We start from the raw sequence: 15653 nt of genomic DNA on the forward strand, positions 1-15653 counted from the left end.
CAACGATCATACCACCCTTAGTGCGGCACTTAACGTAACCCTTAATGATTTCTTCATTTTCAAGAGCAGCGTTAACACGATCCCAAGAACGAGTAGCACGTGCTTTCTTGTGAGACAAGATCAACTGACCTTTTTTGTCTTCCTGATTTTCGATATATACTTCTACAGTATCACCGATTTTCAGATCTGGATTGTAACGGAATTCACTCAATGGAATGATACCGTCTGATTTGTAGCCAATGTTAACTACAACTTCGCGTTTGTTCATTGCGATTACAGTACCATCAACAACCTCACGGTCATTTACTTTGTTAAGAGTACTGTCGTAAGCCTTTTCAAGATCTTCTTTGCTTACATTTGTTAGTGTGTCACCACTTTCATACGCATCCCAGTTGAAATCTTCAATAGGAGCAATGTTCTTTAAGTTTTCCATTAAAATAAAAAATTGTTTTTAAATAATTAATTGTGTTAGACTTTATGTTGTTTATCTAAATCGGGCGCAAAGATATTAACTTATATCCATATATGCAACTTTTTGTCCGCTTTTATGCTGAAAAATAGAAGATTATATAAAAGAAGAGGAGACATGTGTAAGCATGCCTCCTGCAATATTATTATATAAGTTTTAGTCCTCAAGAGAATAGTCTATAGTAGTTACTACTCTTACTTTTTTTATGTACGGTGTATTTGCATCGCGGTCTGTGATACTGAACTGTCCTTGGTTGGCTTTTCTGATTTTACCAAGTTCGCTGTCCGAATCTTCCGCAAACTTTTCTGCTGCCTGTCGTGCATTTTTTGTAGCTTCCTCAATCATTTGCGGCTTGATTTTGTTCAGACCTGTATATTCGTACTGAACGTTATATCTGTAGTCGCCCGATGTGATTGCTACACCTTGTTTCAGAAGTTCACCCTGACTACTGATGAGTTTTCTAATCAGATCAACCTTGTCTGATGTTACTGTGATGACAGATGTGACGTTATATCTGTACGTACTTTCCTGATTGCTGTAGCGCTCAGCCTTCATATCTATTATTTCAGGTGCATTGACACTGATTTCTTTCTCTTCTATACCCTTGCTGATAAGAAATTGTGTAATTGTCTTGTTAGATTTGTTAATCTGGTCGTACAGTTCACTCAAATCATTTCCCAGACTTTTGTAAACCAGTGGCCATGTAACCTTGTCGGCAGGTACTTCCATTTCTGCAAGCCCTTTGACATTTACGCTGCGATCCTTGTCGGCGAAACTACTGATTCCACGTTCGATGAACACGCCAAGTAAAAGCAATCCTATTGCTATTACAATGGCTTCAAATCTTAAATTCTTCATAACTTTATTGATTTATTGGTTATTGTGAAATTCTTTCAGTCCCCATATAGGTTCTTTAATAAATTTACCTGTTTTCAGGTTAAGCCGTTTGGCTGTTTCTTTTATTTCTTCCTGAAAATACCAGGAAACGGAACCCGTAAACGAAATCTCCAAATTTGTGTCGTACTTCATTACATTTCTTTCGAAGAAATCGGTAAAACATTCACATAGGAAATTTTTTACCTGTGCTTCATGTTTTATATTATATATATAAGGTGTTAAAGATGCCAGGAAACGGTTTGCCTGTGGTTCTCTGTAAACTTTTCGCAATATGTTTTCTACCGTTAAACCGCAATTGTTCAAAAAGTCATTTTTAATATTTTCCGGTAGTAGTCCTTTAAGGCAGTCTGCTATAAATTTTTTTCCGAGATATGCTCCGCTTCCTTCATCTCCCAATATATATCCCAATGGAGAAATATTCTTTGTTATCTCTTTTCCGTCATACATACATGAATTTGAGCCGGTACCAAGAATACAAGCTATTCCCGGCTTTTTCCCGCATAATGCCCTTGCCGCTCCCAGCAGGTCGGTATATGCGTGGACTTTGGTTCCGGTGAAAAAAAACTGTAATATATTTATGATTTTTTCAGCCGGTTCAGGGAGGCATCCTGCACCGTAAAAATAGATCTCCGAGATATTTTCTTTTTCTATTTGTGGCAATAAATCAGTTTCTATTATTTTTCGAATGTAATTTTCATCTTGATGAAATGGATTTATACCTTCGGTCTTGATTATTTCTGATTTGTTTATATCGTTGATTAGCCAATCTGTTTTTGTTGCTCCACTGTCTGCTATTAGTATCATGTCTTTTTTTCGTTTATTACAAATGTAACTCTTTATTAATGAATAATCAATAAATAAATTGTCTTTTTTATCCTGATATGGTGATTCTATGAACAAAATAGTGTAATTTTGCGTTTCCTTACTGATACAAGCTATGTACTGACTGACTAATTCATTTAAATCAATGACTGTAAATTTAAAAAATCACATTCTTTTAATTGTTTTTTCTTTTTTATTTGGCATATCATGTACGTCTGATTATAATTTATCATCTGATAGTAATGCGGAACTTATTATTGAGTGTAACAGATCGCTTTCATGGATTGAAGGGCGTGCTGTTACAGAAGAAGATGGTAGTGGTAATTTTGTTGACGGTGATCGTATTGAGATGCTGATAAAATCTGGAGTTGTGAATAAGACATTCATGCCGGAGTATAAAGAAGGACGTTGGACACCCTCGTTAAATCGTGGAGATTATTCCTCAGATAAGATTAATGTTTCTGCCATTTATCCGATATTGCCATTTACAGATGAAGGTAATTTCTTGAGAACTATATCTTTACCGATTGATCAAAGCAATGTTGAGAATCATAAATCCGGTGATATTCTATATGCGAATACGGTGGCTGGTTTGTCAGATTCATATATAAGGTTACAGTTTTCTCATGCAATGCATCGGATCTGTATAAACCTGAAAGGTAATGTGCCTGAAGATTTGCAGGTAGAGCTCCTTAGCGTTACTGATGGGTATATCTCTTTAGAAAATGGAACTGTTGCCGGATTTGAAAGTTCTGTACCTCAATGGATGAGACCGTTCAAGAAAGGGGAAAATTCATATATGGCAATTATTTTACCACAAGACGCCACATCTTACCATAGCGATGAAGGGTTTATAAAGTTGACGAGTGGAGGTAAAACAGTACATTATACTCTTGATGAAGGCATAAATTCATTTAATCAAGGTATGCAGACTACTATAAATCTGACTTTAAAGTCAGCCGAAACAGGTGATGTGGATACTGAATTCAGTAATCAGACAAGATGGGTGTATGGAGTTAATGCACCTGATTTCCCCGGAAAGGAAAATGTTAAAACTTATAACGTCGGAAAATATGATGTTGAAGAAGGTATATGGTTACGATATGCATACGAAAATATGTATCCACCAATGCTCAATGAGAGTCAGTATCTTACATGGAAAGAAGGTTGTGGCTGGTATGACTGTAATAAGAGTTTTGAATATGAAGGTGACAGAAATATGTGCTGGGCGGCTTCCGCTTCAAATCTGATACACTGGTGGTTGGAGCATAACAGGAAATATATTGAAGCATACGATAAGAGATTCGGTCAGGATCATGCAAATATGAAACGTCCTGAAAAATACACAAAGATGACAAAAGAAAATCAGCATCACAGTGAGGTGTTTAATTTCTTTAAATCATCTTTCCGAGATAAAGGTAGTTGGGATACAGGCGGTGTCAACTGGTATATTAATGGAGACCGTAAAAACTTAAGTCCTGATATTCTGAATTTCAATGGCTTTTTCAGTGGAGTTTTTACAAAGGATGACAAGGTAGCAGAGGAGATAAAGAACATGTCGAAAGAGAACTTCAATAAATCAATGAAAGATGCTTTCAAGAATAACAAAGCTATTGGGTTCACTTCTTATGATTTTGCCGGAAAATATACAGGAGTACATGCCTTGACCATTTGGGGTGCTGAGTTTGACGCTGATGGAAATGTAGAATATGTTTATTTTTGTGATAACAATTCCAGTGATATTGAACCAAACCATGCATCATTACAACGATATAAAGTAGTGTATGTTGAATCTACTATTCCGGAGATAAAAGGTCTTATAGCCAACCTGCGCGCACTTGATAACAATGATGGCTCAATACCTACATTGTTACATCCTTTTTCTTCACTTACCTTAGTAGATTTACGTCAGGATGTCTGGCAGAGAGCTTTTCCAAGAATTGAATAAATTAATATTGATTAGATAATAAAAATGAAAAAGAAACATTTATCAGTTTGTTTAGCTTTAGCTTTTATAGCTTCTTCATGTAAAAATGAATTGCCTCAAGATGAGAATGTAATAAATATTGAGGCTAGTATAACTTCTCAATCTCGTGCTCCACAATTAGGATCAGATGGTAGTGGAAGTTTTTCAGATGGTGACGTCATGTCGCTTTTCATATCCAATACTGAAAATTCTACAGTAGCATTGGATTATGAGTATGGTACCGGTTTTATTACTTGGAATAGTATCGGTTTTGAAGAACAGTTTCCAAGTGTGATGGTTGCTGCTTGCTATCCGAAGCAGAGCAATATTCAGAATGGTAATTTTGAATTCAATGTTTTAACGGCCTCATATCAGGATTTGCTTCTGGCGCCTCAGCAGACAGTTAAAGTGGGAACATCAGAAACTGTGTATTTGACATTCAGTCATGCTATGCATAAGCTTGATATGTCTTTTACTCTAGGTGATAGCTATGCAGATAAGGATGTATCTTCACTTATGCTTTCTATTAATGCGAAAACCACGTGTGTAGTTGATGGTGTGAAGGGTAAGATAAAGGAATTGAAAGATGAAGTAGGACAATATAGTTCAACCGGTGCATCAGCATCTTTTTATCTTGTTCCTCAATCAACGTCCGGAGTTGTAATTAATATCAACATTGATGGTGATAGCAAGAGAATATCATTGGATGAATTGTTGAGTCAGTTAGGAAAACCACAGGAGGAAATTGAGGGTGGTAAATATACTTCGCTTAAATTGAAAATTAACCGAAACGGAATAAGTGTAGAGGGAGGCACCATAGGTGGCTGGGAAAATCAGGTAACTGCCGATGGCGAAGTCGTTATAGGATAATTTAAAGTATGATAAAACAAAAAATGCTCCTTTGGGGAGCATTTTTTTGTTTTAGTCTGTTTCATAATCTTCAGGCAATTCCGGAAGATAAATCTTGTCTGTAAGTTCTATCCATGCTTTTCTGAGGTCTTCCCAGTGATAGAAAGGGAAACAGTCTGTTTTTATTCCTGTCAGATGTATTTCACGTTCATTAAGCAATGGTTTGACCAGTATATCATTGCTATTTTTCTTGCGGAAAAAGATAAGTTGCATGTTTCCGCACATTGGAATCATACGGTATGTCTGATAATATTGAGGAATAGAGTCCCAGTCGGCTGTAGAATGGTTGAACCCGTCAATATTCATCAGAGCTAGCAGTGGGGCAAGGTTCGTGTCATGACCGAAACGAAGGGTGGCGCAAGGCTTTTTTGATACAAGTGCTGTGTCGGCAGCCTCTACGATGTTTCTCAGTAGATTGCGTGCCAGATTAGGCATTTTACCACCGCTCAGAGGTGATGGTCCCTGTTCGTAATACCATTCGAAATTGTTCAGTTGCCACAAGTCGAAAAGTTCTTTCCCGTTGAAAAGAAATGAAAGGTCTGGCATATTGTCCGAACTCTGGCTTATACCATGATACTCGAAAAGGTCGCATTCCAACTTTCCCGGATTCTTGACTTTTGAAATATATTCCTGTTTAAAAAGCTCTTTCATGATACGTTCCGGATGAACGAAACGCTTTTCTGCTTCTGCAAATACCGAATCTGCATTGTGCTGGCAACTGTCGGAATATATCGGATTCTTGTATTTTATGAAATATACGTCATGCTGGCTTGCATCTGTTGTGATGTTTAGTTTCGGATTCAGGCCTTTCAACTCTACACAGGCTGCTGCCATTGAAAGGAAAGCACGAGTCTTGTATGTAGAGCGGGCATCAATATGTGCTCCGTCTGTAAATATTTCAGGATAATTCTCAAACATTCTTCTTGCAAGTTCCTGATGTTGTCTGGCTCCTTTGGGAGTAAGCTCTCCGTAGCGGTTTTCGGCTATTTCAGCAAGCTGTCTCAGGATTTTCAGTGTCTTTTTTCCGTCATCAGTCAGCCCGTTGTTCTTCTCTGCTTCCTCCATTATTGTCAGAGCCGGTTCGTACTTGTCTTTCCCTGTCAGATAGCGTGAGCCGTGTCTGGCATACGTACTGATATAACATGGCACATATCCTTCCGGTGCAGGCGTCAATGGGGTAGTTGGTGCCTCGTATGCCATATACTTTCCCGTTGCTAATTTGGGATTTTCTCTTATTTCCACTTCTGCACGTGTTTGTGCATCGATACCCTGCATTCCTATAGCTGCAATGCAGATGCAAAACAAACTTTTTACCTTATTCATATAAATGTCAATCTTATTACGGCGCAAAAATAGCATATAGATATGTGTCGGTGTATGCAGTTGGCTATATGATATAATCAGACAAAGTGAAATGTAACAGGCTTGTAATGTTTCTGTAACAGTTTCTGCTGGTTAAGTAAAAAAAGAGACCCGCACTCAAGTAGTACAGGTCTCTTTACACTCTAGATTATATAAGAGATTAATATCCGAAAATATCCTTCTGTGAGAGTTTTGTAATCTTACCGTATTTTTCCAGTGATTTCATGTCAAGGTCTTTCTCGTTACCAAGAACGCAATAAGTATATTTGCGGTCTTTAACCCATTTCTGCTGGAAGTCTTTCACATCTTTCAGGGTCATTGTCTGTGCCTGTTCGAACAAAGCTTTTCTAGGATCTCCCTCGATACCTTTGTCCTGAAGGTCAAGATACTCCCACAAGATATTCATACCTGTAATTCTGTCAGTACGCAAGCGGCTGATAGTTCCTTCCTGAGCCAGCTTGAATGCTTTTTCAGATTCAGGCATATTGTTGATTATCTCATCGAAAGCCTTCATGGCGTCTATCATCTTGTCGTTCTGAGTAGCGATGAACGAACGGAAGATGTATGGATATTCCTTTTTAGAAGGAGAGGCGATGAAAGCGTATGATGAATATGCAAGACTTCTTGCTTCACGCATTTCCTGGAATACTATTGAGTTCATGCCACCGCTGAAGTATTCGTTGTACATGCTCAAAGTAGGCTGGATTGTAGCATCGTATTGCTTTTCGAAGTTTGAGATACCTGTGAAATAGATTTGTTTTGCATCGTATTCGGCAAAATAAACCTTGTTTTCAGTTGTAGGCTGATACTTGTAGTCGTATGCAGGTGCAGGTACGTCCTGAAGCTGGGCAGGTACGTTATGATACTGGTCGATTAGAGAAGTAAGTTCTTTTTCATCGGCAGGACCATAGTACATGATGCGATGCTTGTAGCTGTTGAATTTATGTATGCGGTCTACCAGTTCCTGAGGATTCATCTCTGTAAGTTCTTTTTCAGACAGGATGTTCTTCGAAGGTGAGTGTTCGCCCCACATAGCGTAAGAAAGCAGTTGTGAGAAGTTTGCAGACTGGTTGAGTTTGGCGTCCGCACGTTTCTTCAATATGTCAGCCGCATAGTTCTTGTAAGCGTTTTCGTCAACCTGTGCGTCGGCAAGGATCTCTTCGAACAACTGCATTGCCTGAGGCATATTTTCCTGAAGACCTGAAAGCACTACGTATGTGCGGTCCAATCCCGGATGTACGCTGAACGAGCATGCCAGACGATAGAATTCCTTGTTGATTTCAGCAAGAGATTTCTTTGAAGTTCCAAGATATTCCATGTATGAGAATGCTGTACCCAGAGCCTTGTCGTTCTGGCTGCCCATATCGAATACATAAATCATTTGGAACAGATCGTTCATGTCGTTCTTTTTGTAAAGTACTTCGATATCTGATTTTGCATTGAATTTCTGCATGTCTTTTTCGAAGTCGAGGAATACAGGTTCGATAGGAGTAACCTTGCTTGCCTGAATTTCTTTTAGGAATGAGCTTACGCTGTCACGGTTCATAACGATAGGAGTGATAGACGGTTTGTCCATCTTCTTTTCGTTAGGATCTTTACCCATGCGCTTGTAAACTAAAGCGTAGTTGTCAGCAAAATATTTGTTTGCGAAGTCAACAACCTGCTGCTTGTTCACCTTGCTCATCTTATCGATGAAGTTTACTACATCACTCCACTGGTCACCGTCAACGAAGGCTGAAACAAACATGTCGGCTCTGCTTTGGTTGCTTTCAAGCTGTTTCATGTAGTAGAGTTTGTAGTTGTTGATTGTAGCCTGAAGCAGTTCTTCGTCGAATTCACCTTTACGCAGTTTTTCAACTTCAGCCAGCATAAGGTCTTTAACTTCGTCCAAAGTCTGTCCCTGTTTTGGCTGACCGCTTATCATATATGTATAGTAGTCCGACAAACCGAGTGAGCCTGCGAAGCATCCCAAAACTTTCTGCTGTTGGTTCAGGTTTACGTCAAGCAGACCAGCCTGTCCGTTGTAAAGAATAGAGCTGATGAGTGCAGAGATGACATCATCGTCAACTGTAGTAGGCATTCTCCATGCCAGTGCTACGCTTTCTGCATCAAGTCCCATAACTTCCTTCACAACAGGTTCCTTGATAGGTGATTCCTTTGGCTGAGGACGTTCAGGCAAATTCGGATTAGCCTTCATCTCACCGAAATACTTGTTGATTATTTCGATAGTTTCATCCGGATTCATATCACCTGACATACAGATGGCCATATTGTTAGGCACATACCATGTCTTGAAATAATTCTTGATATTTGTGATAGAAGGATTCTTCAGATGTTCCTGCGAACCGAGTACAGTCTGAGTTCCGTATGGATAATCAGGATAAAGAGCGTTCAACAAAGTTTCATATACCTTTCTGAAATCCTTTGTGAGCGACATGTTCTTTTCTTCGTAAACAGTTTCCAGCTCAGTGTGGAATCCTCTGATTGTAGCATTCTGGAATCTGTCTGCCTGAATCTTGGCCCAGTTGTCTATTTCGTTCGACGGTATGTCTTCCACATACACTGTCTGGTCGTAGCTGGTGTAGGCATTTGTTCCGTTTGCGCCGATAGCTGCCATCAGCTTGTCGTACTCGTTAGGAATAGCTATTTTTGAAGCTTCGTATGACACACTGTCTATCTGGTGATAGATAGCTTTTCTTTCAGCTTCGTCAGTAGTTTTTCTGTAAACTTCGAACAGACGTTCTATTTCGTCCAGCATAGGTTTTTCCTTGCTGAAGTCTGTAGTACCGAACTTCTGTGTTCCTTTGAACATCAGGTGTTCGAAATAGTGTGCAAGACCTGTAGTCTCGGCAGGGTCATTCTTTCCACCCACTCTTACGGCGATGTAAGTCTGGATACGCGGAGTTTCCTTGTTTACTGTCAGGTAAACCTTCAATCCGTTGTCAAGTGTGTAGATGCGTGTCTGCATCGGATCGTTAGGTACGGTTTCGTACTTAAACTTCGAATCGTTTCCGCATGCTGTCATCAATGCCAGCAATACGGCTACTCCGATAAATTTCTTTGATTTGTTCATACTTCTGTTATTTGTAATATAATGCGAAGATACACAATGTTTTTCTAAAAATATGTCATAGAACAGATTTTTTATCTTTATGTATATCAGTTTTTGCTTATGCGATGAAAAACGGCATAAAAAAAGTGTAAACTACAATAAAATGTAATTTACACTTATGCTAAATCAGTCTTTTCGTCTGTAATTAATGACATCCGCAGCAACCACCACCGCAGTCTTCATCGTGGTCGCCGCATCCGCCGCCACAACCGCTGCATCCGCCACCGCATCCGCTCATTGAGTTAACGATGTCCTGAACTTCCTTGTTTGTTGCTTCACGCATTTCCAATACAGAACCTTCGAATATCAGATCCTTGCCTGCGTGAGGGTGGTTAAGGTCGATAGTTACAGTACTGTCAGTGATTTCACCAACGTTTGCATAGAACTGGTTACCTTCGCCGTCGTTCAGCATGATGATGTTTCCTTCGAACACGTTGTCTTCGTCGAATTTGCCATCAGGACCGCAGAATGCTGATTTAGGAAGAGTCTTTATTCCTTCAGGATCTACTTCGCCGTATGCTTCAGCACAAGGGATAGTAAAGTTGAAGTTGTCTCCCTTAGCAAGTGCTGTTATTTCTTTTTCAAATCTTTCAAGTGTATATCCTATACCTGTGATGAACTGGAAAGGATGTTCTGCAGGAGCTTCTTCTATCAATTCTTTTTCGCCGTCTATCATAGCATAAAGTTTGTATGCTACGGTGATGTACTTATTTTCCATAATCTAAAATGTATGTTTTAAAAATCCGAACGCAAAGGTAGTAAAAAGCTTTTAATTTTAGGCAGATATGTACTTTGGTTTTTCAGATATTCATATTTTTGTAAAAAAACTTATTTTCTGATGCAACATTTCACTCGCTAGTTCCGTCTTTCACATAGAATGCGCATCAAAAGCTTATGTATAACACTTAAAAGATGAGTCAGTCATGAAAAAATATTTTTTTATAGCTATGCTGTTTTCAGCCCAGATGCTATGTGCTGTAAATGTAAATTCTATTATCAACGAGTTTAAGGATGCCGATAGGGCAGAGTATGTAAGTGTTCCGTGGATATTGATGAAAATGGGACACATGTTTATGGACGAAGAAGACAAGGATGATATCGCCGCACGTATTAACAGCGTCAGAGTTCTCGACCTGGAAGAATGCAGTGAGCGTGTGAAGGCCAGATTTACAAAAAGAGTGGCCTCGCTAAACGGAGACGGATATGAGACAATGGTCCGCGCCAAAGATCAGGATGGAAGCGTGCAGATACTTGTCAAGGAAAAGAAAGATATAATTAAGGAACTTCTTATAATATGTGGAGGAAAAGATGATTGTGCCTTGATAGTTCTCAAAGGAAATATCAGACAGGAGGATATAGACAAACTAGTGCAACAGGAAACAGATAAACGCAATGGACGCAAATGAATTTAAGTCACTCTTCATTCCGTACCATGCAAAACTCTACAGGACAGCTTATTCCATACTCAGGAATGTCCAGGACGCTGAAGATATAGTGCAGGAGGCTTATCTGAAATTATGGAACAGACGCGATGAACTTGATGCGGCGGTTTGCCGTGAAGCATATTGCGTTACTATGGTGAAGAACCTGTGTATGGATTTCATAAGAAGCAGTCATAGTAATTATGAGGACGTGATAGATGAAGAACGGGTTGGCTTGGCAGACGATGATATTGGTGAAAGACTGGAACAGAAAGAAGAAAATGTCAGGTTAAGAAAGATGATAGGCGGACTGCCTGACATACAGAAAAAAGTAATGTGGCTAAGGGATGTAAACGAATGTTCGTTTGATGAAATAGGAAAAGCTACGGGGCTGAACCAGGTGAACATACGTGCCACACTCTCGAAAGCCAGAAAAAAGATAAGGGAACAGTTTATTAATTTAAAAGACAAGATATGAAGGAAGATACAATCAGACATTTGCTTGAAAAATATTACAACGGCGAAACCGATGTTAACGAAGAAAAAATTCTGGAAGACTATTTCATGCATGATGAAGTATCAGCCGAATTCTCTGTTGACAAAGAGGTGTTCTGTCGTCTGGCTGAGATGAAAGAAAATGATGAGCTCATAGTTCCTGAAGGAATGGAGAAACGTATTTCTGACAACATAGACATGTGGGAAAAACAAAGCAAGGCGGATAAGCCACGATATTATACTCTATATAAATATGTGTCGGGAATAGCAGCAGCTGTAGTGATACTGATAGGTATAAGTGTATTTATGCCAAAGAGTCAGGAGGACAGAACGGTGATGAAAGATACATTCGACAATCCTCAGGAAGCATACATGGCAACCGAAAATGCCCTGCAGCTTTTTGCCGAAGCTTTCAATAAAGGCGACGCTCAGATAGAGAAAGCAAGAAGCGTGACAATAAGTTTAAAAGAAAAAATTGACAATATTAAAAACTTTAGAAAATGAAAGCAAGATTATTTATTATAGTAAGTGTTATGCTGGCAGCATTGTCTGTTAACGCACAGAATCGTTTTGAGAAAATAGCTGAAATGGAAGGCGTGACTTCCGTTTATGTATCTCCGAAAATGTTCAGTATGATGAATGGTTCAAACACCGGTGATATAAATATAGATAAAGTGGCAAAGAAACTTACCGGATTGCAAATTCTTTCGTCCGAAAATCAGGAAGCTTCGGATATGTTACGCAAGGAAACTGCATTTGTCAATACCAAAAACGGATATGAAGAATTATTGCGTGTAAAAGAAGGAAATGAACGTGTGTTCATTTATACGAAGGAGAATAAGGACGCAAACGAATATGTTCTGTTGGTTGATGAAGGTAAGGAATTTACGGTAATAATTCTTGAAGGAAAACTCACTGTAGATGAAGTTCGCGGTATTGTAAATCAGTAGTACGGAAATTACCGTTGATACGTTTTAAAATAATGAACTGTCGTTCGAAACGAAATGAACTGTCATTTAAGTTCGAATGACAGTTCATTTTTTCACTATATATTTGAAGCCCATAAAAAATTCAATTATCGGTGATTGAATTTAATACCATTTCAAGCCTGTAAAGAAAGTTTTTGTTGATAAACTTGACCGTTACATTGATATTATTTCCATTTATATAGAATTTATTTTATTCTTTCATTCAATAAAGATAGTTTTGTAACAGGTTAATGAATAAGATAGTATGGTTGACATAAGAAAAATAAAAGGAGATATTATTGAGAATATAATATATTTGTTGTTACTGTGCGCATTCTTGCTTTTCCCGATAATTGTTTTGGGGGGAACGGGAAACCTCAGATGGGAAAGGGTTTTGCTGGAGTGGGTAAGACTGGTTCCATATCTGGTATTTTTTATAATCCATAACAATATCTTGATACCTCATTTACTTTTCAAGAAGAAAACGGCGATGTATGTTTGTGGTGTATCTGTAGGAATGATAATTTTTTTAATGCTGTTTCTGTTATGCAGAGAAATACAGTTTATGATTCTTCCGGATGAACCACCTCGTTCTCCGTATGCTCCAGGAATGCATAAAGGATTCTTTTTTATAAAGAATTTTCCAGACAAATTACTTTTTATGGCTTTAATTCTATCATTTAATCTTTTGCTGAAGTATTTCTTTCTTCAACAGAAGAAACTCAGACAAGAGGAAGCAAAGGGAAAGGAAATGTTACGCACAGAGCTGAATTTCCTGAAGAACCAGATAAGTCCGCATTTTTTTATGAATACATTGAATAATATTCATGCCCTTATAGATTATGACCCATATGCAGCAAAGGAAACCATAATATCTCTTTCAAAATTAATGCGACATATTCTTTATGATTCTCAGTCAAAAACTGTGTCGATAAAAAAGGAGATGAGTTTTATAAGCAGTTATGTAGAGCTGATGAAGTTGAAACTTTCAGATAGAGTTACAGTGTCATGCTCGATACCTGATGATTTACCAGATAAAAGTATCCCGCCGTTAATATTTACATCACTCATTGAGAATGCGTTTAAGCATGGAGTAAGTTTGAAAGAAAAAAGCTATATCAGGATAGTTTTTTCTTTTCCCGAAACAGGAAGAATAGAATGTTGTATTATAAACAGTAATCATCCTGCCGTATATCCGGAACCTCACAATGGAATAGGGCTGGAGAATACCAGAAGACGTCTTGATATAGAGTTCCCGGCAGCATACCGATTGGATATTAATGAAACTGAAAAGGAATTTACCGTTATTTTAAATGTACCGATATGATAAAATGTATTGCAATTGACGACGAACCTCATGCTTTGAGACAGTTGGCGGAATATATAGAGGCTGTGCCATATTTGTCTCTTGAGAGAGCATTTGAAAGTGCAATCGAGGCATGTACTTTTCTGAATGAAAACGAAGTGGATTTGATCTTTGCCGATATAAATATGCCTGATATTAGTGGAATTGATTTTGCAAAGTCATTGTCGAAACAGGTAAAAATAGTATTTATTACCGCTCACAGTGAATTTGCATACGAGGGCTTTCAATTGGATGCAGCCGACTATCTGTTGAAACCTGTAAGTTTCACGGATTTTCTTAAATCAGCCAATAAGGTGAACGAAAGATATTTCCGACAAAATACAAGTCTTCCAGAAATCCTTCAGAATCGTGATTATCTTTTTATAAAATCAGAGTATCGTATAATCAGAATAAACTTCAGAGACATAAAATACATAGAAAGTAAACGTGAATATGTAAAGATATTTCTTGATAATCAGAATCCTATAACATCACTTATGAGTATGAGTAAGCTTGAGGAATATTTGCCTGATACGATGTTTATGCGTGTTCACCGCTCGTTTATAGTAAATCTTGAAAAAATAACAGTGGTTGAGCGTAACAGAATAGTATTTGATAATAAGGTATATATACCAATAAGTGAAAATTTTGGTGACAAGTTTCAGGAATATATGGATAAAGGATTTATTAAAAAATGATATTTTAAAAGGTATGAAAAGATTGTTTTTATTATCTGTTGCGGTAGTAAGTATACAGATGGGTTATTCGCAAGAAAAGTATCCTATAGTGGATACAGGTCAAAAAGATTGCTACAGTAATAATGGTAAAATTGAAATGCCCAAGCCGGGAGAAGCTTTTTACGGGCAGGACGCATGCATTCAGGGAAACCAGCCGAAGTATAGGGATAACGGCGACGGAACAGTTACAGATCTGGTTACGGGATTGATGTGGGAAAAGAACATGGGTGAGAAACTCACATTCGAAGAAGCCAAGAAAAAAGCGGAGTCATTACGTACGGGAGGATATGACGACTGGCGTATTCCTACTGTAAAGGAACTGTATTCGCTCATTCAGTTCACGGGGCAGTCTATGGGCGAACGCGCTGTCAAGCCTTTTATTGATACGGATTATTTTGACCAGCCCATTGGTGACCGCAGTAAAGGAGAGCGTGAAATTGATGTTCAGACATGGACTTCTACCGTATATAAAGGAACAACCATGAACGGGCAGACTACTATATTCGGTGTCAATTTCGTGGACGGAAGAATAAAGGGATATCCGCTAAAGAAAAGAAGGGAAGATAACAAGATGTATTTCCGTATGGTGAGAGGCAATACAGAGTATGGTAAGAACCTGCTTGTTGATAACGGTGACGGTACTGTTACCGACTATGCTACAGGACTGATGTGGCAGAAAGCTGATAATGGAAAACTTTATGACTGGAAAGATGCTTTGGCATACGCTGACACGCTCAGCCTGGCAGGATATACTGACTGGTATCTGCCAAATGCAAAGGAACTTGAATCAATAGTGGATTATGACCGTTCGCCATCCTATACAAATTCGCCTGCCATATCTCCATTGTTGGAATGTACATTACATAATATGTATGATGGAGTGAAAGATTATGCATTCTATTGGACATCAACAACTCATCTTGACGGTCGCAATCCATACGAAAGAGCGGTATATGTGTGTTTCGGTCATGCCTGGGGTAGAGAACCTCGCACCGGTGAACTGTGCGATGTACATGGAGCCGGAGCGCAACGCAGTGACCCTAAGTCTGCCAATCCTTCTGACGTACCGTTTTTCTTCGGACCGCAGAAAGATATGCAGTGCGTGTATAACGCTGTGAGATGTGTAAGAAAAATTGAATAACAGAACATT

The 15653-nt window shown here is 38.6% G+C and carries 15 protein-coding genes; 9 read left to right on the forward strand and 6 right to left on the reverse strand.

Annotated features, from left to right (window positions below; genetic code table 11):
- From Q0486_RS05335 to Q0486_RS05345, 3 genes are all read right to left on the reverse strand, one after another.
- Positions 1-433 (reverse strand): S1 RNA-binding domain-containing protein (locus tag Q0486_RS05335; protein WP_299230951.1); only part of this gene is annotated, 433 nt, incomplete at its 3' end.
- 192 nt (positions 434-625) lie between these two features.
- Positions 626-1327 carry an SIMPL domain-containing protein gene (locus tag Q0486_RS05340; protein ID WP_299230953.1) on the reverse strand — a complete coding sequence of 234 codons (702 nt, stop codon included), beginning with the start codon at positions 1325-1327 and terminating at the stop codon, positions 626-628.
- A gap of 12 nt (positions 1328-1339) precedes the next feature.
- A complete protein-coding gene (locus Q0486_RS05345) occupies positions 1340-2170 on the reverse strand; it encodes an ATPase (RefSeq protein WP_299230955.1) in 831 nt (276 codons plus the stop codon).
- A 163-nt stretch (positions 2171-2333) separates the two neighbouring features.
- Between Q0486_RS05345 and Q0486_RS05350 the strand changes: the two genes are divergently transcribed.
- Together Q0486_RS05350 and Q0486_RS05355 are read left to right on the forward strand one after the other, a co-directional pair.
- The gene (locus Q0486_RS05350; RefSeq protein ID WP_299230957.1) at positions 2334-4136 is read left to right on the forward strand and encodes an IdeS/Mac family cysteine endopeptidase; all 1803 of its coding nucleotides are present in this window, start codon (positions 2334-2336) and stop codon (positions 4134-4136) included.
- A gap of 24 nt (positions 4137-4160) precedes the next feature.
- The gene (locus Q0486_RS05355; RefSeq protein WP_299230959.1) at positions 4161-5024 is read left to right on the forward strand and encodes a fimbrillin family protein; all 864 of its coding nucleotides are present in this window, start codon (positions 4161-4163) and stop codon (positions 5022-5024) included.
- A gap of 51 nt (positions 5025-5075) precedes the next feature.
- On the opposite strand, the gene Q0486_RS05360 is transcribed toward Q0486_RS05355, so the two are convergent.
- The 3 genes from Q0486_RS05360 to Q0486_RS05370 all read right to left on the reverse strand — a co-directional run bounded on the left by Q0486_RS05360 (position 5076) and on the right by Q0486_RS05370 (position 10255).
- Positions 5076-6386 carry a histidine-type phosphatase gene (locus Q0486_RS05360; RefSeq protein WP_299230961.1) on the reverse strand — a complete coding sequence of 437 codons (1311 nt, stop codon included), beginning with the start codon at positions 6384-6386 and terminating at the stop codon, positions 5076-5078.
- Between the two features lie 199 nt (positions 6387-6585).
- Positions 6586-9498 carry a M16 family metallopeptidase gene (locus tag Q0486_RS05365; protein WP_299230963.1) on the reverse strand — a complete coding sequence of 971 codons (2913 nt, stop codon included), beginning with the start codon at positions 9496-9498 and terminating at the stop codon, positions 6586-6588.
- 184 nt (positions 9499-9682) lie between these two features.
- Positions 9683-10255 (reverse strand): FKBP-type peptidyl-prolyl cis-trans isomerase, encoded by a 573-nt coding sequence (locus Q0486_RS05370; protein ID WP_299230965.1) that lies wholly within the window; start codon positions 10253-10255, stop codon positions 9683-9685.
- Between the two features lie 205 nt (positions 10256-10460).
- Here Q0486_RS05370 and Q0486_RS05375 point away from each other — a divergent pair, with 205 nt between their 5' ends.
- The 7 genes from Q0486_RS05375 to Q0486_RS05405 all read left to right on the forward strand — a co-directional run bounded on the left by Q0486_RS05375 (position 10461) and on the right by Q0486_RS05405 (position 15644).
- Complete coding sequence (locus tag Q0486_RS05375; RefSeq protein ID WP_299230967.1) at positions 10461-10943, forward strand: DUF4252 domain-containing protein; 483 nt, start codon at positions 10461-10463, stop codon at positions 10941-10943.
- Positions 10930-11436: a sigma-70 family RNA polymerase sigma factor gene (locus tag Q0486_RS05380; RefSeq protein ID WP_299230969.1), complete on the forward strand. Its 507-nt coding sequence runs from the start codon at positions 10930-10932 to the stop codon at positions 11434-11436. The genes Q0486_RS05375 and Q0486_RS05380 overlap by 14 nt, the downstream gene beginning before the upstream one ends.
- Positions 11433-11957 carry a hypothetical protein gene (locus tag Q0486_RS05385; RefSeq protein ID WP_299230971.1) on the forward strand — a complete coding sequence of 175 codons (525 nt, stop codon included), beginning with the start codon at positions 11433-11435 and terminating at the stop codon, positions 11955-11957. The genes Q0486_RS05380 and Q0486_RS05385 overlap by 4 nt, the downstream gene beginning before the upstream one ends.
- Positions 11954-12403 carry a DUF4252 domain-containing protein gene (locus Q0486_RS05390; RefSeq protein ID WP_299230973.1) on the forward strand — a complete coding sequence of 150 codons (450 nt, stop codon included), beginning with the start codon at positions 11954-11956 and terminating at the stop codon, positions 12401-12403. The genes Q0486_RS05385 and Q0486_RS05390 overlap by 4 nt, the downstream gene beginning before the upstream one ends.
- A gap of 283 nt (positions 12404-12686) precedes the next feature.
- The gene (locus Q0486_RS05395) at positions 12687-13748 is read left to right on the forward strand and encodes a histidine kinase (protein WP_299230975.1); all 1062 of its coding nucleotides are present in this window, start codon (positions 12687-12689) and stop codon (positions 13746-13748) included.
- Positions 13745-14464: a LytTR family DNA-binding domain-containing protein gene (locus tag Q0486_RS05400; RefSeq protein WP_299230977.1), complete on the forward strand. Its 720-nt coding sequence runs from the start codon at positions 13745-13747 to the stop codon at positions 14462-14464. Before Q0486_RS05395 ends, Q0486_RS05400 begins: the two co-directional genes overlap by 4 nt.
- A 13-nt stretch (positions 14465-14477) precedes the next feature.
- Positions 14478-15644 (forward strand): DUF1566 domain-containing protein, encoded by a 1167-nt coding sequence (locus Q0486_RS05405; protein ID WP_299230979.1) that lies wholly within the window; start codon positions 14478-14480, stop codon positions 15642-15644.
- The last annotated feature ends 9 nt before the right edge of the window (positions 15645-15653 follow it).

This window comes from uncultured Bacteroides sp., from assembly GCF_937912035.1.
GTDB lineage: Bacteria > Bacteroidota > Bacteroidia > Bacteroidales > Bacteroidaceae > Phocaeicola.